The 18,876-nt window shown below is 55.9% G+C and carries 22 protein-coding genes, 1 tRNA gene and 1 other RNA gene; 15 read left to right on the forward strand and 9 right to left on the reverse strand.

The window, feature by feature from the left end:
• Positions 1–94 precede the first annotated feature (94 nt).
• From AY555_RS07380 to AY555_RS07395, 4 genes are all read left to right on the forward strand, one after another.
• Positions 95–1,177, forward strand: coding sequence for a BMP family ABC transporter substrate-binding protein (locus AY555_RS07380; protein ID WP_066135228.1), 1,083 nt, complete (start codon positions 95–97; stop codon positions 1,175–1,177).
• Between the two features lie 145 nt (positions 1,178–1,322).
• Positions 1,323–1,937, forward strand: coding sequence for a TetR/AcrR family transcriptional regulator (locus tag AY555_RS07385; protein ID WP_066135230.1), 615 nt, complete (start codon positions 1,323–1,325; stop codon positions 1,935–1,937).
• Positions 1,938–1,986: 49 nt separating this feature from the next.
• Complete coding sequence (locus AY555_RS07390; RefSeq protein WP_066135233.1) at positions 1,987–2,769, forward strand: class I SAM-dependent methyltransferase; 783 nt, start codon at positions 1,987–1,989, stop codon at positions 2,767–2,769.
• Between the two features lie 103 nt (positions 2,770–2,872).
• Positions 2,873–2,949 (forward strand) — tRNA-His (locus AY555_RS07395).
• A gap of 83 nt (positions 2,950–3,032) precedes the next feature.
• Here the strand turns inward: AY555_RS07395 and AY555_RS07400 are convergent.
• From AY555_RS07400 to efp, 7 genes are all read right to left on the reverse strand, one after another.
• Positions 3,033–4,934 carry an adenylate/guanylate cyclase domain-containing protein gene (locus AY555_RS07400; RefSeq protein ID WP_066135235.1) on the reverse strand — a complete coding sequence of 634 codons (1,902 nt, stop codon included), beginning with the start codon at positions 4,932–4,934 and terminating at the stop codon, positions 3,033–3,035.
• Positions 4,935–5,176: 242 nt separating this feature from the next.
• Entirely contained in the window at positions 5,177–5,395 is a 219-nt protein-coding gene (gene rpmE / locus AY555_RS07405) for a 50S ribosomal protein L31 (protein ID WP_066135237.1), read from the reverse strand.
• A gap of 100 nt (positions 5,396–5,495) precedes the next feature.
• Positions 5,496–6,578: a peptidoglycan -binding protein gene (locus AY555_RS07410; protein WP_066135239.1), complete on the reverse strand. Its 1,083-nt coding sequence runs from the start codon at positions 6,576–6,578 to the stop codon at positions 5,496–5,498.
• A gap of 24 nt (positions 6,579–6,602) precedes the next feature.
• Entirely contained in the window at positions 6,603–7,814 is a 1,212-nt protein-coding gene (locus tag AY555_RS07415) for a flagellar motor protein MotA (protein WP_245176901.1), read from the reverse strand.
• Positions 7,815–7,819: 5 nt separating this feature from the next.
• A complete protein-coding gene (locus AY555_RS07420; protein ID WP_066135241.1) occupies positions 7,820–8,629 on the reverse strand; it encodes an OmpA family protein in 810 nt (269 codons plus the stop codon).
• A 151-nt stretch (positions 8,630–8,780) separates the two neighbouring features.
• Positions 8,781–9,596: an inositol monophosphatase family protein gene (locus tag AY555_RS07425; RefSeq protein ID WP_066136772.1), complete on the reverse strand. Its 816-nt coding sequence runs from the start codon at positions 9,594–9,596 to the stop codon at positions 8,781–8,783.
• Between the two features lie 120 nt (positions 9,597–9,716).
• Entirely contained in the window at positions 9,717–10,283 is a 567-nt protein-coding gene (gene efp, locus AY555_RS07430) for an elongation factor P (protein WP_066135243.1), read from the reverse strand.
• A 126-nt stretch (positions 10,284–10,409) separates the two neighbouring features.
• Between efp and epmA the strand changes: the two genes are divergently transcribed.
• The gene (epmA, locus tag AY555_RS07435; RefSeq protein WP_245176902.1) at positions 10,410–11,426 is read left to right on the forward strand and encodes an EF-P lysine aminoacylase EpmA; all 1,017 of its coding nucleotides are present in this window, start codon (positions 10,410–10,412) and stop codon (positions 11,424–11,426) included.
• A gap of 9 nt (positions 11,427–11,435) precedes the next feature.
• Here epmA and thiE read toward each other — a convergent pair whose 3' ends face one another.
• Positions 11,436–12,074: a thiamine phosphate synthase gene (gene thiE / locus AY555_RS07440; RefSeq protein ID WP_066135245.1), complete on the reverse strand. Its 639-nt coding sequence runs from the start codon at positions 12,072–12,074 to the stop codon at positions 11,436–11,438.
• Positions 12,074–12,604 (reverse strand): hypothetical protein, encoded by a 531-nt coding sequence (locus AY555_RS07445; protein ID WP_156483331.1) that lies wholly within the window; start codon positions 12,602–12,604, stop codon positions 12,074–12,076. The genes thiE and AY555_RS07445 overlap by 1 nt, the downstream gene beginning before the upstream one ends.
• A gap of 89 nt (positions 12,605–12,693) precedes the next feature.
• On the opposite strand from AY555_RS07445, the gene AY555_RS07450 reads away from it, so the two are divergent.
• The 10 genes from AY555_RS07450 to ybgC all read left to right on the forward strand — a co-directional run bounded on the left by AY555_RS07450 (position 12,694) and on the right by ybgC (position 18,861).
• Positions 12,694–12,924: a hypothetical protein gene (locus tag AY555_RS07450; protein WP_066135249.1), complete on the forward strand. Its 231-nt coding sequence runs from the start codon at positions 12,694–12,696 to the stop codon at positions 12,922–12,924.
• 4 nt (positions 12,925–12,928) lie between these two features.
• The gene (locus AY555_RS07455; RefSeq protein WP_066135251.1) at positions 12,929–13,519 is read left to right on the forward strand and encodes a cell division protein ZapA; all 591 of its coding nucleotides are present in this window, start codon (positions 12,929–12,931) and stop codon (positions 13,517–13,519) included.
• Positions 13,520–13,530: 11 nt separating this feature from the next.
• Positions 13,531–13,692: non-coding RNA, 6S RNA (gene ssrS / locus AY555_RS12395), on the forward strand.
• 52 nt (positions 13,693–13,744) lie between these two features.
• Entirely contained in the window at positions 13,745–14,401 is a 657-nt protein-coding gene (locus AY555_RS07460; RefSeq protein WP_156483332.1) for a 5-formyltetrahydrofolate cyclo-ligase, read from the forward strand.
• Between the two features lie 28 nt (positions 14,402–14,429).
• Positions 14,430–15,260 carry a TIGR00282 family metallophosphoesterase gene (locus AY555_RS07465; protein WP_066135256.1) on the forward strand — a complete coding sequence of 277 codons (831 nt, stop codon included), beginning with the start codon at positions 14,430–14,432 and terminating at the stop codon, positions 15,258–15,260.
• Between the two features lie 160 nt (positions 15,261–15,420).
• Positions 15,421–16,158 (forward strand): YebC/PmpR family DNA-binding transcriptional regulator, encoded by a 738-nt coding sequence (locus AY555_RS07470; RefSeq protein WP_066135258.1) that lies wholly within the window; start codon positions 15,421–15,423, stop codon positions 16,156–16,158.
• 33 nt (positions 16,159–16,191) lie between these two features.
• Positions 16,192–16,701: a crossover junction endodeoxyribonuclease RuvC gene (gene ruvC / locus AY555_RS07475; RefSeq protein ID WP_066136776.1), complete on the forward strand. Its 510-nt coding sequence runs from the start codon at positions 16,192–16,194 to the stop codon at positions 16,699–16,701.
• Positions 16,698–17,345, forward strand: a complete 648-nt coding sequence (ruvA, locus tag AY555_RS07480) for a Holliday junction branch migration protein RuvA (protein WP_066135260.1) — start codon at positions 16,698–16,700, stop codon at positions 17,343–17,345. Before ruvC ends, ruvA begins: the two co-directional genes overlap by 4 nt.
• Positions 17,342–18,406, forward strand: a complete 1,065-nt coding sequence (gene ruvB, locus AY555_RS07485; RefSeq protein ID WP_066135263.1) for a Holliday junction branch migration DNA helicase RuvB — start codon at positions 17,342–17,344, stop codon at positions 18,404–18,406. The genes ruvA and ruvB overlap by 4 nt, the downstream gene beginning before the upstream one ends.
• Positions 18,403–18,861 carry a tol-pal system-associated acyl-CoA thioesterase gene (gene ybgC / locus AY555_RS07490; RefSeq protein WP_066135265.1) on the forward strand — a complete coding sequence of 153 codons (459 nt, stop codon included), beginning with the start codon at positions 18,403–18,405 and terminating at the stop codon, positions 18,859–18,861. The genes ruvB and ybgC overlap by 4 nt, the downstream gene beginning before the upstream one ends.
• Positions 18,862–18,876 lie beyond the last annotated feature (15 nt).

The following is an 18,876-nucleotide window of genomic DNA, read 5'->3' on the forward strand; positions in this document are numbered from 1 at the left end:
TCCATTGCCTGTTTTATCGACCGGATCATATTGATTGCCCGTAAGCAGCAGCTTTCACTGTGTGATACAGTCATCCCGGTCCTGTAGGACGGCTATGAAATACTTTTCTCTTTTTGCCTTGATTCTTTCTTGTTCTCTTTTTCCTGTTTCTGTTTTTGGTCTGCCACTTGATAGTCGGCCTATCAGGGTTGGTTTTGTTTACCCTGGGCAGGTTGGTGCGTTTGGGTGGTCATTTCAGCATGATCAGGGGCGGCGTGCCGTTGAAGAGCATTTTGGCGACAGGGTTATAACATCTTATGTTGAAAGTGTTCCTTCCGGTGCGGATGCAGAGCATGCCCTGTCCTTGTTTGCCCGTCAGGGATACGATCTAGTCTTTGCTGCATCCTTTGATTTTATGGACCCTACACTTACTGTCGCAGCACGCTTCCCGCATACCCGGTTCGAGAATGCGATGGGGTACTTCTCGGCACCCAATGTTGCTGTCTACGGTATCCGTTTTCATGAAGGACGGGCCATTTTGGGGACGATTGCTGCTCATGTGACACGTTCAAACATTATTGGTTATGTCGCAGCATTACCGGTGCCGGAGGTTATACGCGGTATTAATGCTTTCACACTTGCCTTGCGCAGGCTTAATCCTAATGCGGTCGTCAAGGTTATTTTTGTCAACGCATGGTACGACCCTGGCAAGGAGCGCGCTGTGGCCGAGCGTCTTGTCGAAATGGGGGCTGATGTTCTGATTCAGCATACCGATAGCTCCGTTGTCGTGCAACTGGCCGAAGAGCGGGGTGTCATGGTGTTTGGCAAGTCTTCTGATATGAGCCGGTTTGGGCCCAATAGCCAGCTGACTGCCACAGTGGATCACTGGGGCGATTACTATATCCATCGCGTTCAGGCTGTTCTGGATGGAGCGTGGGAGCCTGGTATTTTCCTTGGGGGTGTTCAGTCTAACATGATCCGGATTGCCCCCTTCAGTGCAGCAGTCGGCCCTGCGGCTCGCAGAGATGTTTATGCGATGCAAGATGGCCTTCAGCGCGGAACATTTTTTCCTTTTTGTGGTCCTGTCCGGAATCAAGCCGGAGCCTTGGTTGTTAAGGAGGGGGAGTGTCTGACAGAAGCCCGCATCAGGATCATGAACTGGTTTGTTGAGGGGGTACAAGGTGATCCGGGGTATTAGATGGTTGTTTGGTAGTACTGGGCTGACAGTGTCGTATTTGGTTCTGGTGAAGGCGGGGTTGCCGTAGCGTGCTGTGCCTGATAAGTCACAGGGACAGGCGTTGTGCCATTATCCGTATCCCCCCGATTGCAGGAGAAGAGATTTCATGCCGCGTCGTACCGCCGTATTGAGGACAGATGCCGCACGCCCGTCACTCAAACGTGATACCTTGGTAGAAGTCGCCGAGAGACTCTTCGATCGCTATGGGTTTCACGGCACCGGCGTGGACAGACTGGTTCAGGAGTCCGGGGTTGCAAGGATGACCTTCTACAAACATTTTCCGACCAAGAATGCCTTGGTCCGTGCCGTGTTGGAGCGTCGTGATGAGCGATTCCGCAGCTTTCTAGATAGACATGTCGTCGAACGTTCTGATCCGGCTCAGCCTGAAGTTCTGGCAATCTTCGATGCCCTGGCGGACTGGCTCGATGATGAAGGGGCGCAGGGGAACCTTTTGTTGCGCGCAGTCGGGGAGTTTTCCGGGCATGACGTCAGCATAGCCGGTGATGCTGTGTTTCGCTGCCGTTGGGCGGGTCCATGGTTTGCAGAACGGTTGGGTGAGCAGGGGGTTGGTCAGGCAGATGCACGGGGGTGGGATCTTGCCCTTCTTCTGGAGGGAGCGGTAGCCCTTGCGCCGGTTGTTGGCGGACGTGATGCTGCGGGGCAGGCCAAGCATGCAGCATCTGCCCTGCTGTTATCTTGGAACATAAGTGCGGAGATATAAGGGGTGGAGTACGAATGTATGTCTGCCTGTAAGGAAAGGATAGCCTCGCATGGTTGATGTACTGGATAAAATACCGGCAGCTGAAGCGTTTTCGCGCGTCTTTGAGGGGTTGCCGCGGCAGGGGCCAGGTCTGGACTGTTTCGCGCAATCATTGGCGCTTCGTCTGGGAAAAAGTTTGCCTCACTCTCCCAGAATTGCGGATATGGGATGTGGAAATGGACGCAGTTCTCTTGTCCTAGCCAAGACATTAGGCGCCCGTGTTGTTGCTGTTGACCTGCACCGTCCTTTCCTCGAAGAGCTGGAACGATCCGCTGCTGTAGCGGGATTATCAGAACATATTGATGTTCAGGCCGTTGATATGGTGGGATCCGGTCTGGAAGAGCAGTCTCTGGATGTTGTCTGGTCCGAAGGGGCAGCTTATGTGATTGGTCTTGAGAATGCCCTAGATTCCTGGTGGTCGCTGTTGAAGCCAGGTGGTTTCTTGGTGTTGTCAGACTGGATGTGGTTAACCGCCCGTCCTCCGCATGATGCCGAACAGTTCTGGAAGGCAGCTTATCCCGATATGCAAACAGTCTCGTCTGCAATGGTTCTGGGAATGGGAGCCGGGTATTCGTTTGTCCATGCCGAGATTCTACCCGAAGAGGGATGGTGGCTGGACTATTACGGTCCTTTAGAAAGGCGGGTGGAGGATCTGGAGGCTGACGCCTGTACGGATCAAACCTTGTCTGCTGTTATTGCGGGTGTTCGTGATGAGATTGCAATGCGACGTCTCTTTGCCGGGAGCTATGGATGCGTCTACATGATTCTTCGTCGTCCTGTTACGGGTTCCTGATCATTCCTGTTTTTTTATGATGCCATTGCGGTTTGGCATCGAAAGTAAAAAGGTTGCTTGACGCAGGCTGTAAGACGGACTACAAAGCCGTCCTCCGACAATGGCGGGTGTAGCTCAGTTGGTTAGAGCACCTGGTTGTGGTCCAGGGGGTCGCCGGTTCGAGTCCGGTCACTCGCCCCATTGAAAAAGCCTCTTCGCCATGAAGAGGCTTTTTTGTTTTACCAGAATAGGCGCTGCTGTATCAGATGCAGACGGTAGCCTTTTCAGGCCTGTGGTTGCCCACCGGTATTTCCTTCACCGCTCCCCGAAGGTTGGGGCTGTCCAGCCGTTCCTTGGTCATAGGAGACTTCGAACAGTTCAACGGGATCAGGAACACCTTTGAGTTCCTGCGCCCCGCGAGAGCTGATTAGAAGATCAGTGCTATCGGGAATGAGGGCTTTGGTCGACTCTCCTAGCCATATCTGACCGACACCCGCGCAGGCACATACCCTAGCGGCAATTTGCACCGTTGCGCCAAAGTAGTCATTCTCTTCGACAATTGGATCACCACTGTTCATTCCGATGCGTAGCTTCAGAGCAAGGCGTGGCCATCTGGCAGTATGTTCAGCAGCTTTCTCTTGGATGTTGATCGCGGCTTGAACAGCATCCAGCGCACCATCAAATGTGGCCATAATGCCGTCACCTGTATGCTTGACTTCTTTGCCCCTGTGCATGAGCAACGCATTGCGCACAATGGTATTATGTGCACGTATGATATCCTGCGCTGCGGCATCACCCAGTTCTTGGGTCATGCTTGTTGAATTGGCCATGTCAGTAAACAGGATGGTAACGCCAGAGGTGCTGAGCTGTTGCGTCTGCGGTGTGTTCCACTGCTTCATCACACCACCCAGTGCATGCAGGGGATCTGAGTCGCTTGACAGATGAGCGCGCATGGCGCTGATTCCGGCTGCAATCATGGTGCGGTACCGCGCTTCCTGCCGATAGGTATCAAGGCGTTGGATCATCTGCCGGGCTTGCTCCGGTTTGGTTCCGATAATCTCCAGAGCCTGCGTGCTCAGTTCTTCCTTCTCTTTCTTGCTCAGGGACTGGGATTGGGCCAAGTGCTCGCACGCGCCGCACAGGTAAAGATTAAGGCCAAAGCGGTTGTAGGCATCCAGATTGGGGTAAGATGTTTTGATGGACTCAATAATAGAGCCCAAGAACTTCATGGATTCCAAGCGTGCTTTGTCAAAAGTGGGGGAGGGGGCCTGTGGCTCTCCTGCTATATCAGCCTTTGCAGGCGACTGTTCCGATGATGCTGTATCTGTTTTCCCGGTCTGTGTAGCTTGCTTGTCCTCTGCTTTCTTCTTTTTTTTCTTCTGGGGCGCTTTCTTAGGGTCGCTTGCCTTCAGGGCTGGCCATTCGGCTTCGTCTTCTGGCAGGAGAGCCTCCAGTATGTCGCCCTTGCTCGTGCTGGACCCTTCTATTTTTTCGGGGCGTGAGTCGGGTGCCCTGTCAACGCGTTCAGCCAAGGCTTCTGTTGCGCTGCGTGATGAGCCACGTGGAGCGGCCTTGCGGGGGGGGGTGAGCTTCCTGTTCCCACTGTTATCCCCGCCAAGGGCATCCAGTGGCACGTAGGTCATAATCAGCGGCACCGCACCCAGCAGGAAGACGCCCACAAAAACCCCGAACAGAACAATGGACTGTGTCCCGTGTTCGACGGGAAGACCGCTTTGGGCAACTTGTTTCATCACCAAAGAGGTGATGCCCGTTGCAACAATGGCAATCAGACCGGATAGAAGCAGCACCATCGACAGTCGAAAAATGAAATCCCCTGTTTTGTTGGCGGGTTTCCCAAATTGTGGGCTGCTGCTCCGCGTATTGGTAGGGGATGTTGACTGACCCCCATGGGAATGACGGACTGGCGCCACGCCGGATTTCATCATGGATCCCGATGTTTCCGGTTTTGGTTTGACGCGGCCGGAATAGATGATGTTCTCTTCTGTGGTGTTGTTCTCAGGATAGTAGACCTCTTTGACAACCCGGACTGGAATATTCCTCAGTCGTTCAACTTCCTTTGCCTCTTCCATAGCGTCTTCGCGGTCACGGCCTGGATAGCGGGCGTGCAAAGTCCAATTGCCTCGTCCGTCCTGCGTGTAAATCTCATAGTTTGTTACAGCGGCCATCTATCGCGTCTACTTGTCTGTTTTGGCAAGGTATTGAGGGGGTAGCTAGCTGAATTCTACCTGATCACAAGAGGAGAGCCAAACCGGAACTCCACAAGAACTTGTGCCCAACGAGGAGCGGCTGTCTGCCGAATTACGGCAGCATGCCGGATATATGCCTCTTGGGAAAAGGAAAAACGCCCGCAAAAGCGGACGTTTTCCAAGCTATTAATAAGAAAGGCAGTTTGCCTTCTTTTTTCACGTCAGCTCTTGAGGCCAAAGCCTGCGAAGCGCTTGTTAAACTTTGCAATCTGTCCACCGCTGTCAACAAGGCGGTGCACGCCGGTCCAAGCGGGGTGAGACTTCGGGTCGATGTCAAGACGAAGGGAATCAGCCTTCAGGGTCGAACGTGTCTTGAACTCGGAACCATCCGTCATGATGACGGTGATCTCTTTATATTCAGGATGGATGTCCTTTTTCATGACCCTTGCTCTCCAAAAAACGAGGCGACTGTATACCGCCATTGTTCCGGGCATGCAAGCCTATAATCCACAGAATATCTCACCGGTAGATCAACACGTTCTATCTTTGGTCAAGTTTTATTTCTATGCGCCGGTTCCGTGCACGTTCTTGTGGTGTCTGTCCTGCATCTAAGGGTTGGTACTCTCCAAAGCCAGCAGCCGCAAGGCGATGGGGATCAATGCCTTGGGATATAAGAAAATTGACTACGGATATGGCCCTTGCTGATGACAATTCCCAGTTTGAACGGAATTGGGCTGTGTTGATCGGCACGCTGTCTGTGTGGCCGTCAATGCGCAGGATCCAGTTGATTTCCGGTGGGATTGTCCGGGCAATATCGATCAGTGTTGTGGCCAATCGCTGCAGCTTGTCCTGACCGCTGTCTTCCAGATCGGCCGATGCAGAGGCAAACAGGACTTCTGACTGGAAGACAAAGCGATCTCCCTCTATCCGAACGTCAGAGCGGTCCCCCAGTACCTCTCGCAGGCGGCCAAAGAATTCAGAGCGGTATTTTTGCAGTTCCTGAACACGTGTTGCCAGTGCCCTGTTCAATTGGCGGCCGAGATCCGAGATCTGAACCTGCTGCTCACGATTGATCTTTTCTGTGGCTTCCAGGGCTTGTGACAGTTTGGCCATTTCAGCGTTCAATGTATCAAGCTGCTGTTGCAGCAGGGCTGCCTGTGTTCGGGCCTGTTCCGCCAGACGTGTCTGTTCAGTTAACTGGCCGCTGTTGTTTGCCAGCTGCCTGTCCTTTTCCGCAATTTCCTGCTCCAGCTTTTTATGAAGAGCCTCCAGCGCTTCAATATCAGCTGTCAGCTGGGCTGTGAGCGAGCTGTGCCCTTGGTTGCGATCTTCCAGCTCACGGGCACGGCTTGAAACCGTTCCAAGCTCGGCCGTCAGTGTTGCAATACGGGCCCGCATTTGCGCGCCAGCCTGTTGTTCCAGTTTCAAGGCCTCAGCCAGATTGGAAATCTGGGCTGTTAGGCTGTTCACTTCCTCTTCCTTGCCTGACAGGCTGCGTCCTAGGAAAAATTGGGCCAGAACAAAAACCAGCAGGACAAACATCAAGATAATGACAAGATTGCCCAAGGCATCAACAAAGCCGGGCCAGATATCAATGGTGCGCTGGCGGGATCGACGTGTCATCAGCAGGCTGTCCAGTCAAGGATGCTATGGGCGGGCTTCATCGGTAAGATTGGCAATTGTCCTTGCCAATAGTTTGATCTCGTTCCTTATTTCCCGTACGGCCTCTTCCCGTCCTCGTGCGCCTTCATCGGCGATACGGCCCAAGGTTATATCAATATTGCGCAGGTAGGTACGCCCATGGTCATCTTGGCTTCCGGGCGCCTTTTCCATGGTTTCTGCCAAGGACCGTATCAGGCCCTTCATATCCACTTGGCTTTCGGCCATTTTTAGCAGGACTTGCTGTTCAGCCCGCATCTGGTCTGTCAGCGTCAGAAGGCGCTCGACCAGTTCCCGTTGGAACGTCAGAGCTGATGTTCGGCCTTCCTCGCCACGGGCAATTGTTCTTTGTAGCTCGTCTATACTCTCGGCGGTCTGTTCAAGTAGGGCCTGGATATAAGCTGGAACCGATTGCTCGCCCTCGCTCCCAATAACGCCGGAGGTCAGGCGGGTTATCTGCGACAGCCATTCTTCCAGATCATTATAAAAGGCATTCTGGGCTTGCCCGGCCTGCAGGTCCATAAACCCCAGAATCAGTGAGCCGGCCAGCCCAAACAGGGATGATGAGAATGCGGTTCCCATACCTTGCAGGGGCTGCTCTAAGCCTGTTTTCAAGGCTGAAAACACAATGCTTGTATCGCTCTGGCTTGCGATTTCCAGCGACCCAATCACATCGGAGATCGCGCCGACCGTTTGCAGTAGACCCCAGAATGTGCCCAGCAGTCCCAAGAAAATGCATAACCCGATAAAGTAGCGGGACAGGTCGCGCGCTTCATCCATACGCGATGCAATGCCATCAAGCAGAGACCGCATTGCCGGTGCTGAAAGGGTGAAGCGCCCGCGTCCCTTATGTTCATGGAGCATGGTTGCCATGGGGGAAAGCAGACGCGGTCCCCGTGATACAGCTTCACTGGATGCGGCAGTCTCATCGCGCCGGAATCGTTCGATCCACTCCAGCTCCGGTCCCAGCGTTGTGACTTCACGCAGGTTCATGATAATACCCGCGAAAATAACCCCGATAATCAGGCCGTTCAGAACAGGGCTAGCCATAAAAAAAGGGAGCACGGCAGGCGTCAGAACGGTCCCAACACCGGCTACAACAGCAAGAAAGACACTCATGCGGACCAGGAAACGGCGGGGACGGGTCATGCGCATGCTAGGGGGCCTCATATTCAGCAACAATCCAACACTTGTATGCATGATACCTATGATCCAGCCAGAAGTATATCAACCCTGTCTTCTCTTCCGTCCGGTGCTTGCCCGCCAAGAGCACGTACGCCAATCCGGTTTGACGGAATGCCTTTTTCCAGCAGATACGAGCGTATGGCCAAGGCTCGTGCCAGCGATGTCCGGCGTGCACGCGATGGGTTGTGTGGGTCTTTTCTGGCATAAGCCATCAGCCGTGCACTGGTTTTCTTTTTTTTCCGCATGTCACGAGCCAACGTATCCAGATGTGTTTTTGCCGCTTCGGGCAGGGTAATTTCATCGGGTTCGAAGGCAAGGGACAAGGCTGCAGGTGCAAAGGCAAGTGGATCCGTTCCCGGTTCTGTAACCTTCACAGACGGTTCTTTGCTGGTTTTAAGAGATGCAGGCGATACATCCCGTTTTTCTGTGCGAGCCGGGGGTGTAACCGCCTGTAGGAATGCGGGCAGGGACGGTGTTGCCGTGTGGTGACCCTTTTTTGTTTCCGGAGCTTTCTCTCCTCCCGCTTTTTTTTCTGCCAAGGGCTGTTCTGGCTGCGTGGGCAGATTGTCGTGAACAGGGGGAGGGACGTGAAGCCTGCTCGGCAGGTTGCGGCGTACTTTTCTTGCCGGCTCTGTCGCAAGTGATGATGTATCAGAAATGGTATGCGGTGGGCCAAAGGCATCAAGGGCCTTGAGATCTACAAAAACAGCGGGGCGGGAGGATGCATCCGTGGCCCCTGCATGAGCCGATAACGACAGCAGTACGGGCAGGCTTGCGGCTAGGGATAGTCTGAGCAAGGGCAGGGGTGAGAAGGTGATTGCACGCTTCACGAGGCAGTCTCCCGGCGGTTGCCAAAGAAGAAACGGCAAGCTGCAACAGGATTGTCAGGCAGCTTGTCGCTTCTTTCCCAGAGACTATATCACCTGTTCCGTGTGCTGCAATCAGGTTGCAACCTAGGCAGGCTTCGTGAGCGTGGCGGAATTATGATTTGTCTGATCCGCTGGAGCCGGGTTCCTTGAGCAGGGCAAGGAGACCATGGTGCAGAGGTTCGTTTGACGCCAGAAGATTGCCTGATGCAACCGGGTCGGCAGTGGTGTCCAGCGAGCTGACGTACCCGCCAGCTTCCCGTACCATCAGAACGCCCGCGGCTACATCCCAAGGAGACAGGTGCGCTTCCCAGAATCCATCAAAGCGCCCGGCTGCAACCCATGCCAGATCCAAGGACGCGGATCCCATGCGCCGCACCCCGGCCACCGTATTCATGATCCGCTGCAGCTGTCGCACAAAGACGGGGTGTTCCCCGCGCCCCTTGTGAGGAATGCCGGTTCCAAGGACTGCTTCATCCGCTTTCCTGCGACCGGAGACGCGCAGACGTCTGTCGTTGAAAAACGCGCCACCCCCTTTTTCGGCGGTGAAGAGTTCATTGGTGATAGGATTGTAGGTTACGCCTGCCACAACCTCTCCCGCACGCTCGAGCGCAATGGAAACGGCAAAATGCGGGATACCGTGCAGGAAGTTGGTTGTTCCATCCAGTGGGTCGATGATCCAGCGGTGTTCGGTGTCACTGCCTTCGACAACGCCGCCTTCTTCCAACAGAAAGCCGAAGCTGGGCCGGGCCTTGGACAGTTCTGCACGCAAAATCTTCTCGGCCTTGAGATCTGCGGCTGATACGAAGTCGCCCACGCCCTTGATCGAGACCTGAAGCTGCTCAAGTTCGCCAAAGTCGCGCACCAGCTTTCGTCCGGCTTTTTCAGCCGCCATAACCATGACATTGAGTACAGGAGAGCGAAGAGCCATTGCCTGAAAGGTTCCCTCAAAAAAGTCAGGCGGGCATGCTGCACAGCAACAAAAACCCGCCACAAAGCCTTGCTGCCCCGGAGCGCTACGCGCTGTAACCGGCTCGGGGTTTTCTGGAACTTATCCCTTGTAGCGTTCTACGTAGGAGCATTCCTCGGTGTTGACAACCACCTTGGTGCCTGCCTCGATATGCGGTGGAATCATGATCCGCATTCCGTTTTCCAGCATGCCCGGCTTGTAGGATGAAGAGGCTGTTTGCCCCTTGACGACGGGCTCACACTCCACAACGGCCAAGACGACCGAGTTAGGAAGCTTCACGGATACGGGCTTGCCCTCGATCAGGTCAATAACCACATCCATGCCATCCTGCAGAAAACCGCCCTTTTCACCGACCAAGTCGGACTGCAGCGGGAACTGGTCGAATGTTTCCTTGTCCATGAAGTTATAGCCGGATTCATCCTGGAACAGGTATGTACAGTCAATCTGACGGACATCCAGCTTTTCCACGGTATCAGCCGTGCGCCAGCGTGCGTTGGACTTGTTTCCGGTATCGACATCCCGGATTTCCACGGTGATGAAGGCGCCGCCCTTTCCTGGCTGCACAATCTGGGTCTTCAGGACGCTCCAGCTGCGGCCTTCGTGTTCGATGACCATGCCGGGGCGAATCAGGTTGGCGTTAATCTTCATGTGTAAACTTCTGAAAGCTGTTTCAAGGAGAATTGGTCACAGATCGCAGCGGGCTTCCTATCAGATCGTGGCGCCTCTGGCAACAGAGCTGGCATTGTTTCTTCAATTGCTATATCAGGTGCGCTTATGATGCAGGATAAGAACAGATCATCGCTTCCACGCTGGTGGGACGCCGATTCGTTGGCGCGCCGGCTTCCTTTTCTGCGGGCTCGCCAGAATATTATGGCCAATATCCGCACCTTTTTTGCGGTCCGGGACTTTCTGGAGGTGGAAACGCCGGCCCTTCAGTGTTCGCCGGGTCTGGAACCGCATTTGAAGGCCTTTCGTACGGTTCTTGAGGATCCGGATGGTGGGGAGCGGACATTCTATCTGCATACAAGCCCCGAATTTGCCATGAAAAAGCTTCTGGCAGGGGGCCTTCCGCGTCTGTTCCAGATTGCCCGTGTTTTCCGTAATGGTGAGCGATCTGATACTCATCATCCAGAATTTACAATGCTAGAATGGTACCGTGCGCAGGCCAGCTACACGGATCTGATGGTTGATGTCGAGGAGCTTTTTACGGCCGTCGGCATCCTTCAGCCGGTTTCCCGGCTGACGGTCCAGGATGCTTTCCTTCGTTATGCTGGTATCGATCTGCTGTCGACAGTATCGGATCCGTCTGATCCCGCTCCGCCACCGGATTGTTTGCGTGCAGAAGCATCCCGTATCGGTGTGTATACCGGGGCTGGTGATCGCTGGGATGATGTGTTCTTTCACATCTTTCTGGACCGTATAGAGCCTTCTCTGGGCTGTGATGGCCCCGTCATCCTGTATGATTGGCCGGCATCGATGGCGGCGTTGTCGCGGCGTTCAGTCGCGGATCCCAGGGTGTGTGAGCGTTTTGAGGTGTATCTGAACGGGGTGGAGCTGGCTAATGCATTCGGCGAACTAACCGATGCTGCGGAGCAGCGCCGCCGTTTCGAGCATGATATGGAGCTGAAGCAGCGCTTGTATGGCGTACGCTACCCGATTGATGAAGCCTTTATGGATGCGGTGTCTTGTTTGCCAGAATGTGCGGGTATTGCCTTGGGGGTAGACCGGCTGGTGATGGCGGTGGCCGGGGCCAGCCGCATCACCGATGTGCTATGGGCCGAGGTTGACTGATCTGTCCTTTCAGGGGGTCATGATCTGGTTCAGCTTCCTGATCGCGTCCTCAGGTCCATCCGGCCAGTCCCATACGCCACTGCATACGGCCAGAAAATCAGCGCCGGCTTCAACCAGTGGACGGGCATTGTCCGGTGTTATACCTCCGATGGCCACGCAGGGTGGGGTCATGGTTTCTTGCCACCAGCGCAGCAAGGATGCGTCAGCCATGGCTGGTGGTTCTTTGGTCTGCGTCGGGTAGAAAGCCCCAAAGGCGATATAATCGGCTCCGCCTTCGGCCGCCAGCATGCCCAGATGGCGACTGTCGTGGCAGGTGACACCCACGATTCGGTCAGATCCCATAATCCGGCGTGCCTCTGTGCAGCTGCTGTCATTCTGCCCGACGTGGACACCGTCACACCCGCCTTGGTTGGCCAAGTCCGGTCTGTCGTTGAGGATAAAGGCAACATCGTGCTGCTGTGCAACAGGCATGAGCTGCTCGATTGCCCGTAAAACGGTCGCATCATCCGCTGTTTTCATGCGCAGCTGTAGTGCTGCAACATCGCCGGCGCCCAAGGCTGATTTGAGTCGCTCGGCAAAGCGCGGCACATCGTGCAGGTTTGGTGGCGTGACAAGGTAAAGGCGGCATTCGTGTGAAAAGGCGACCATTAGGGTTCCTGCAGGAGGTTGAGGGGCCGGCGCGGGCCGGTGCAAAGTGCCCCCTTGATAGCGTCACGATCTCCTCGGAGCAATGCTTTGCATGCATAATCTGCATCTGTGCACAGCCCCAGATCTAGGCGTTCTGGATAATCTAGGGTCAATCGCTGCCCTAATTGCTTGGCTACGGCTTCAAGGGTTCTGGTTGCTGTTGCGTGCAGGCTGTGGACGGCTATAGCAGGGATTCCATCGCGTAGGGCTGTGAGTGCCATCCCAGCTGCATCACCGCAGTCCAGCACTAGAGTCCACCGATCCGGGGGGGTCCCGGTTGTTTCGGTCAGGCAGAGAAGCCAGAGCCACCGGGGACCTTGCCACCGGATGGCATCTGGTGGGCTCCAGAACTCTAGGACGCGAGGGTTTCCCAGGCTGCGCTGCGCGTGCAGGGCTGCACGGATGTGGTCGCGTCCGTGGACGATCATGCGCAAGGGGGTGGGGGGTGACAGCGGGGTGTCTCCGGACAAGCTGGACAGGGCAAGAGGCAAGAATGTTGACCGGTGCCCGGGTGGTGCCTATTCTGTGCCGCCGTATGCACAGCGGCTGTGCAGTGTATTGAAACCCAATGAGGATGTCTATGTCGAGCCGGATTGAACAGGCCCTCGGCCGTCTTGATGATGCGGTGGCCGCCCTTGAGCAGGCCGGCCTGAAGGCTGCCGGAGCGTGCGACAGCAGCGAGGTTGCGCGTCTGAGCGCTGATCTGGAAGCTGTGCGTGCCGATTATGCAGCGTTACAGTTGACCAGCCAGCAGGCATCCGGGCGCATAGACGCCGCAATCAGCCGCTTGCGCGCTGTACTGGAGGTATAGGCCCATGGCCAAGGTTACGCTGACGATCAACAGCCGTCATTATACCGTTGGGTGCGAAGACGGACAGGAGGCAGAGGTCGAACTGCTTGGCCGTGATATTGATCGTCGTGCCCGGGCGCTGGCCAATGAGGCTGGCGCAGTTTCCGATGAACTGGTCATGGTTCTTGTATCGCTGTTGTTGGCGGATGAAGCTCGCGAAGCCACCAAGGCGCGGGATGCTCTTGTCCGAAGTCTTGAGGAGGCTGTTGAGGCCCGTGACAAGGCGCAGGAGATGTCCGAGCATATCGCGCTGGAGGCGGATCAGGAAATCCGGCGGGTTGTGGGCGTCCGGGATCGTCTGGAGGCCGACCGTGACGCTGCTTTGTCGGCGCATAAGGCCTTGGAGGCCAGCTTGTGTGCGATGCAGCAAGAGAGAGACGTCTTGCGTGCACAGCTTGAAGAAGCGCGTCAGGCCTTGGATTCAGCCCGTCTTCACCTTGAGCAAAGGCGCGATGAGCAGTCTACCCTGCGTTTGAGTGAAGAGAATTTTGTCAGCGCAATTGAGCACATGGCAAAACGTGTGGAAACAGTTGCGCAAACGCTTCTGGTCTCCTAGACTGAGGTTGTGCGAAGCTGCCCGGCTCGTCAGGTTGCACTACTCCCGGGGGCTATAATCTTAGAAAGGGGCCTGTCCCTGTTGTGGCTGTGGCTGCAGTATCATGGGTCCCACTTTGTGCTCGCGGCCTTAGTGGAGGTTGCGCTTTGCCAACGGCCCAAGGTGGCTTCGCCTCTTGATTGCTTTTTGTCCGGGCCCGTGCGTCTGTGCGGGTCCGTCTTTAATATGTACGATGTTTCTGATCGTGCCTTTCTGGCCTTCAGCGTGGATTATGGGTACGTGAGCCGTTGTTCCGAGGACAAGAGCCTGTTGCGTCGTGCTCTGTTGCAGCGGCGCGATGATTTTGTAGCGTCCGGAGCAGCCTTGGCTGCTGGATCGGCTTTGACTGGTTCTGTCACGCGCCTTCTCCTTGAGTGCCCTGTTGACCATATTATTGCGGCTTATGTCCCCATGAGGGGGGAGCCGGACCCCATTGCCGGTGTCGCTGCTGCGGGTCGGGTCTTGGCGCTGCCGGTTGTATGTGGTCGTGACCAGCCTCTTGTGTTCCGGCGATGGCGACCCGGGGATCCTCTGGAAGAAGGCCTGTGGGGAACCCGTCATCCCCCGGCGTCTTGTCCGTCTGTTGTTCCTAGTATGGTTCTGGTTCCGGCTGTCGGGTTTACAGGATCCGGTACGCGTCTTGGGTATGGCGGCGGTTTTTATGACCGGACGCTGCCCGGGCTGTCTGCCCCCGGTTCACGGGTGCCTGCTTTTGCTGTGGCGTGGGAGTGTCAAAGGGTTGACGCTCTGCCAACCGAACCGCACGACATTGTCCTAGATGGTTGGGTAACGGAGGCAGGCTTTTGTCGCTTGGATTTGACAGGGCCGTCCGGACTGTCATGAGTAGAAGAAACGAGAGAGGTTCCAGCGTATGCGGTTGATGTATCTGGGGGATGTTGTCGGGCGGGCCGGGCGCGAAAAGGCTTGCCAAGTCATTCCGGATTTACGCAGGAGCCTTGGGCTGGATTTTGTCGCCGTGTGCGCTGAGAATGCTGCTCACGGTTTTGGTCTGACAGCGGGTATTGCCCAGGACTTTTTTGCCAGTGGTGCTGATGCCCTGACCTTGGGCAACCATGCTTGGGACCAGCGGGAGATGATCGCCTATATTGATCGGGAACCTAGGATCCTGCGTCCGATCAATTATCCTGTCGGGACCCCGGGGCGTGGGGCCATGCTTTATACAACGGCAGCGGGGCGCAAGGTTTTGGTTGTCCAGTGCATGGGACGCCTTTTTATGGATCCGCTGGATGATCCTTTTGCAGCTGTCAATGCAGAGTTGGAGCGGTTTCGTCTTGGGGGCGGTGTTGATGCCGTGATTGTGGACATTCACGCCGAGGCAACCAGCGAAAAGATGGCTCTTGGGCATTTCTGTGACGGACGTGCTTCCTTGGTTGCGGGGACGCATTCCCATATTCCGACCGCTGATGCCCAGATTCTTCCGGGTGGTACAGCCTACATCACGGATCTGGGTATGTGCGGGGATTATGACTCTGTCATCGGTATGAAAAAAGACGTGTCTGTGTCTCGCTTTGTGCGCAAGATGCCGACCGACAAGCTTTCCCCCGCGACAGGGGATGCAACTGTGTGTGGCGTTGTCATTCAGACAGATGATCGTACGGGCTTGGCTGTGTCTGTGCATCCAATCAGGATCGGTGGGCGGCTGCAGTCAGCCATGCCTGTTTTTGATAGGGAAACACCCTGAAAACGGTGTTCTGGCCCTTGTCTTTCAGGGGGTAGTCCTGCCATAGTGCGCCGTTCGTGCCAAGAGGCAGCGTGACAGCTGCCCGGGCAGAGCCGGGGTTTTGGCGGGGTCGCCGTACAGATCCCGAGTTTCTGTTTCAGTTCCAGGATATCAAGATACCATGGCCGGTCATTCCAAATTCAAGAACATCATGCACCGCAAGGGTGCACAGGACGCCAAGCGCGCCAAGCTGTTTACCAAGCTGGCCAAGGAAATTTATGTGGCTGCCAGAACCGGCGGGCCGGAGCCAGAAGGCAATCCGCGCCTTCGTGCTGCGATTATGGATGCCCGCAAGAACTCCCTGCCCAAGGATAACATAGAACGTGCTCTGAAAAAGGCCCAGTCCGGTGCGGACGGGGAGGATTATGAAGAGGTACGCTATGAAGGCATGGGGCCGGGCAATGTTGCTGTTATCGTTGAGGCATTGACAGATAACCGGAACCGTACCGCTTCTGATGTGCGGGCTGTCTTTTCCAAGCATGGTGGGGCCTTGACCCCGGTGCAGTTCAACTTTGATCGTGTTGGTTACATTGTCTACGCATCGTCGGTGGGATCACCGGATGATGTGCTGGAAGCTGCCGTTGAGGCGGGTGCCGACGATGTGGTTTCGTCTGAAGAGGAGCATGAGATCTTCTGTGCCCCTGATAGTCTGGGGGCGGTTCGTGCTGCCCTTGAGCAGGTTCTGGGAGAGCCGGAAGCCGCCCGACTGGACTGGAAAGCCCTGAATACGGTCTCGTTGGATGAAGACGGTGCACGCAGCTTGCTGAAGTTTCTGGATATTCTGGAAGATAATGATGATGTGCAGCGGGTTTTCTCCAACGAAGATATTCCCGATGCGGTCATGGCATGTCTTGATTGATACCATGTGGTACCCGGGGGTGGTGCGATGACAATCCGGATATTGGGCCTTGATCCCGGGCTGCGTCACACCGGTTGGGGTGTGATCGAAGTTGCCGGGAACCGTATGCGTGTGCTTGCTGATGGCACGGTTCATACCGATGCCTCCCGGTCGCTTGCCGAACGCCTTGCCTGCCTTTTTGAAGGGCTGTCGGATGTTGTCGATCAGTGGACCCCGGATGAGGCTGCTGTGGAAGAGACCTTTGTTAACCGGAATCCTCATTCAACCCTGAAACTGGGGCAAGCGCGCGGGGTATCCCTTCTTGTTCCGGCGCGTCGGGGTATTCCCGTGGCGGAATACCAGCCGTCCCAGGTCAAAAAGGCTGTTGTGGGGACAGGCGCTGCCGGAAAGGAACAGGTGCAGATGATGGTGCGGACGCTGTTGCCCGGTTGTACCATCAGTACAGCAGATGCGGCTGATGCGCTGGCTGTTGCTGTGTGTCATGCTCACTTCCGGTCCTCGTCGATGGCATTGGCGGCTCTGGCAGGGGGAAAGCGCGGATGATTGCAAAGCTGCGGGGTGTGGTTGACAGCACCGGTGATGACTGGGTTGTTGTTGATGTGGGTGGTGTTGGCTATCTTGTCTTTGCTTCCACCCGTACCTTGTCACGTGTTTCAGTGGGGGAAGCAGCTGCCCTGATCGTGGAAACCCATGTCCGGGAAGATCATATCCACCTGTACGGCTTTTCAGCCGAAGCGGAGCGCGCTTTCTTTCGTCTTCTTCTGACGGTTCAAGGTGTCGGTGCCAAGGTTGCCTTGGCGATCCTGTCCGTTGGATCACCTGATGATATCGCACGGGCAATTGCGGCGGCGGATCGGGGGATGTTAACCCGTGCCACGGGGGTGGGGCCCAAGCTGGCAGGCCGTATTGTTGCAGAGCTTAAGGACAAGGTTGTGGCCTTTCCTGTCCATACTGGCGGGGCTGGTGCGGAGGGCGTGTCCCGGATTGGTCCTGTGTCTGTGTCTCCTGTTGCCGGCGCTTGTGACGTGTCTGGCGATGCGGTATCGGCTCTGGTCAATCTGGGTTATGGTCGTGCCGATGCGTTTGCTGCTGTTGCTGTCAGTGCCCGTGACCTGGGTGAGAATGCGACCGTACAGGGGCTGTTGTCGGCCTCGCTGCGTTATCTGGGCCGGGGGCTTCAGGCATGAAAGGCAATGCGGAGGATCCGCGCCTGATTTCCGGTGCCTTGCAGGAGGGGGATGGAGAACTCCACATTCGTCCCCAGACCTTGGGTGAGTTTATCGGTCAGCGCTTGGCGTGCGAAAATCTCTCGGTCTTTGTCAAAGCAGCCCGCGCGCGCGGCGATGCCTTGGATCATGTGTTGCTGCATGGCCCGCCAGGGCTGGGTAAAACAACGCTGGCCCAGATTGTATCCCGCGAACTGGGGGTTGGTTTCCGGGCCACGTCTGGCCCGATGATTGCCCGTGCCGGTGATCTCGCGGCCTTGTTGACCAACCTTGAAAAGAATGATGTTCTTTTTATTGATGAAATTCACCGCCTCAATCCGGCCATAGAAGAAGTTCTGTATTCTGCTATGGAGGATTTTCAGCTTGACCTGATTATTGGCGAGGGGCCTTCGGCGCGCAGTGTGCGGATTGATCTTCAGCCATTTACCCTTGTCGGGGCAACGACCCGTTCCGGTCTTCTGACGACGCCTCTCAGGGATCGTTTCGGGATACCTGTCCGCCTGAACTTTTATGAACCGGAGGAACTGGTGGCGATTGTGCGCCGTGGTGCCGGCATTCTGGGGCTGGATCTGACAGAGGATGGTGCGATGGAGGTCGCATGCCGTTCACGTGGCACTCCGCGTGTGGCTGGGCGCCTGCTGCGTCGTGTCCGGGATTTTGCCATGGTATCGGGGCGCACACCTGTTAATGCCTTTGTTGCCGATGCCGCTTTGGCCCGCTTGGAGGTTGACAAGAAGGGGCTTGATGCCATGGACCTGCGCTATCTGACCTGTGTTGCCCGCAATTACGGGGGTGGTCCTGTTGGGGTGGAAACCCTTGCTGCGGCGATGTCTGAGGAGCGGGATACCCTGGAAGAAGTGATCGAGCCATTCCTTTTGCAGCAAGGCCTGATACAGCGTACTCCACGGGGTCGCATTCTTTCGGAAGCCGGGTATGCCCACTTGGGCCTGCCTGCCCCTGTGCGGGACTATCAGCAGCTGGATCTTCTGGCCAGTTCATTCCCCGGAGGTGGCGAGGGATGAGTGATTCCGGTTTCCATGTTCTGCCGGTGCGTATCTATTATGAAGACACGGATGCTGGCGGTGTTGTCTATTACGCAAATTATTTGAAATTTGCCGAGCGCGCCCGCACGGAGATGATTCGTGCGCTTGGCATCGAACAGGAAAGATTGCGGCAGCAGCAGGATATTATGTTTGTTGTTCGGTCGTGCTCGGTTGAGTTCATGCGTCCGGCCCGATTGGATGACCTGCTGCATGTAGAGACCCGGGTGTGCCGTATATCCGGCGCACGCGTTGATATGGAGCAGGCTATCCGCCGCGTGTCGGATCCGTCTGGATTGACGGATGATGCGCTTCTCGTCACCCTTTCTGTGCGCCTTGCGTGTTTGAACGGATCTGGTCGCCCGGTTCGTTTGCCTACACGTGTGCATGGAGCCTTTGTTGGCAGCATGGATTCGTCTGTGTCTGCCTTTCCTTAGACACTTTAACCTTGG

The sequence above is a fragment of the Haematospirillum jordaniae genome (genome assembly GCF_001611975.1).
In the GTDB taxonomy this organism is placed as follows: Bacteria; Pseudomonadota; Alphaproteobacteria; order Rhodospirillales; family Rhodospirillaceae; genus Haematospirillum; species Haematospirillum jordaniae.

Coding starts and splice junctions, on each gene's coding strand:
- AY555_RS07410 (WP_066135239.1), bottom strand. CDS start 6,578: ATGACACGTCGATCCCGCCAGCGCACCATTGATATCTGGCCCGGCTTT.
- AY555_RS07425 (WP_066136772.1), bottom strand. CDS start 9,596: ATGGCTCTTCGCTCTCCTGTACTCAATGTCATGGTTATGGCGGCTGAA.
- rpmE (WP_066135237.1), bottom strand. CDS start 5,395: ATGAAAAAGGACATCCATCCTGAATATAAAGAGATCACCGTCATCATG.
- AY555_RS07460 (WP_156483332.1), top strand. CDS start 13,745: ATGTACGATGTTTCTGATCGTGCCTTTCTGGCCTTCAGCGTGGATTAT.
- AY555_RS07415 (WP_245176901.1), bottom strand. CDS start 7,814: ATGCATACAAGTGTTGGATTGTTGCTGAATATGAGGCCCCCTAGCATG.
- ybgC (WP_066135265.1), top strand. CDS start 18,403: ATGAGTGATTCCGGTTTCCATGTTCTGCCGGTGCGTATCTATTATGAA.
- AY555_RS07385 (WP_066135230.1), top strand. CDS start 1,323: ATGCCGCGTCGTACCGCCGTATTGAGGACAGATGCCGCACGCCCGTCA.
- AY555_RS07455 (WP_066135251.1), top strand. CDS start 12,929: ATGGCCAAGGTTACGCTGACGATCAACAGCCGTCATTATACCGTTGGG.
- AY555_RS07390 (WP_066135233.1), top strand. CDS start 1,987: ATGGTTGATGTACTGGATAAAATACCGGCAGCTGAAGCGTTTTCGCGC.
- epmA (WP_245176902.1), top strand. CDS start 10,410: ATGATGCAGGATAAGAACAGATCATCGCTTCCACGCTGGTGGGACGCC.
- AY555_RS07450 (WP_066135249.1), top strand. CDS start 12,694: ATGTCGAGCCGGATTGAACAGGCCCTCGGCCGTCTTGATGATGCGGTG.
- efp (WP_066135243.1), bottom strand. CDS start 10,283: ATGAAGATTAACGCCAACCTGATTCGCCCCGGCATGGTCATCGAACAC.
- AY555_RS07400 (WP_066135235.1), bottom strand. CDS start 4,934: ATGGCCGCTGTAACAAACTATGAGATTTACACGCAGGACGGACGAGGC.
- AY555_RS07380 (WP_066135228.1), top strand. CDS start 95: ATGAAATACTTTTCTCTTTTTGCCTTGATTCTTTCTTGTTCTCTTTTT.
- ruvB (WP_066135263.1), top strand. CDS start 17,342: ATGAAAGGCAATGCGGAGGATCCGCGCCTGATTTCCGGTGCCTTGCAG.
- ruvA (WP_066135260.1), top strand. CDS start 16,698: ATGATTGCAAAGCTGCGGGGTGTGGTTGACAGCACCGGTGATGACTGG.
- AY555_RS07465 (WP_066135256.1), top strand. CDS start 14,430: ATGCGGTTGATGTATCTGGGGGATGTTGTCGGGCGGGCCGGGCGCGAA.
- thiE (WP_066135245.1), bottom strand. CDS start 12,074: ATGGTCGCCTTTTCACACGAATGCCGCCTTTACCTTGTCACGCCACCA.
- AY555_RS07470 (WP_066135258.1), top strand. CDS start 15,421: ATGGCCGGTCATTCCAAATTCAAGAACATCATGCACCGCAAGGGTGCA.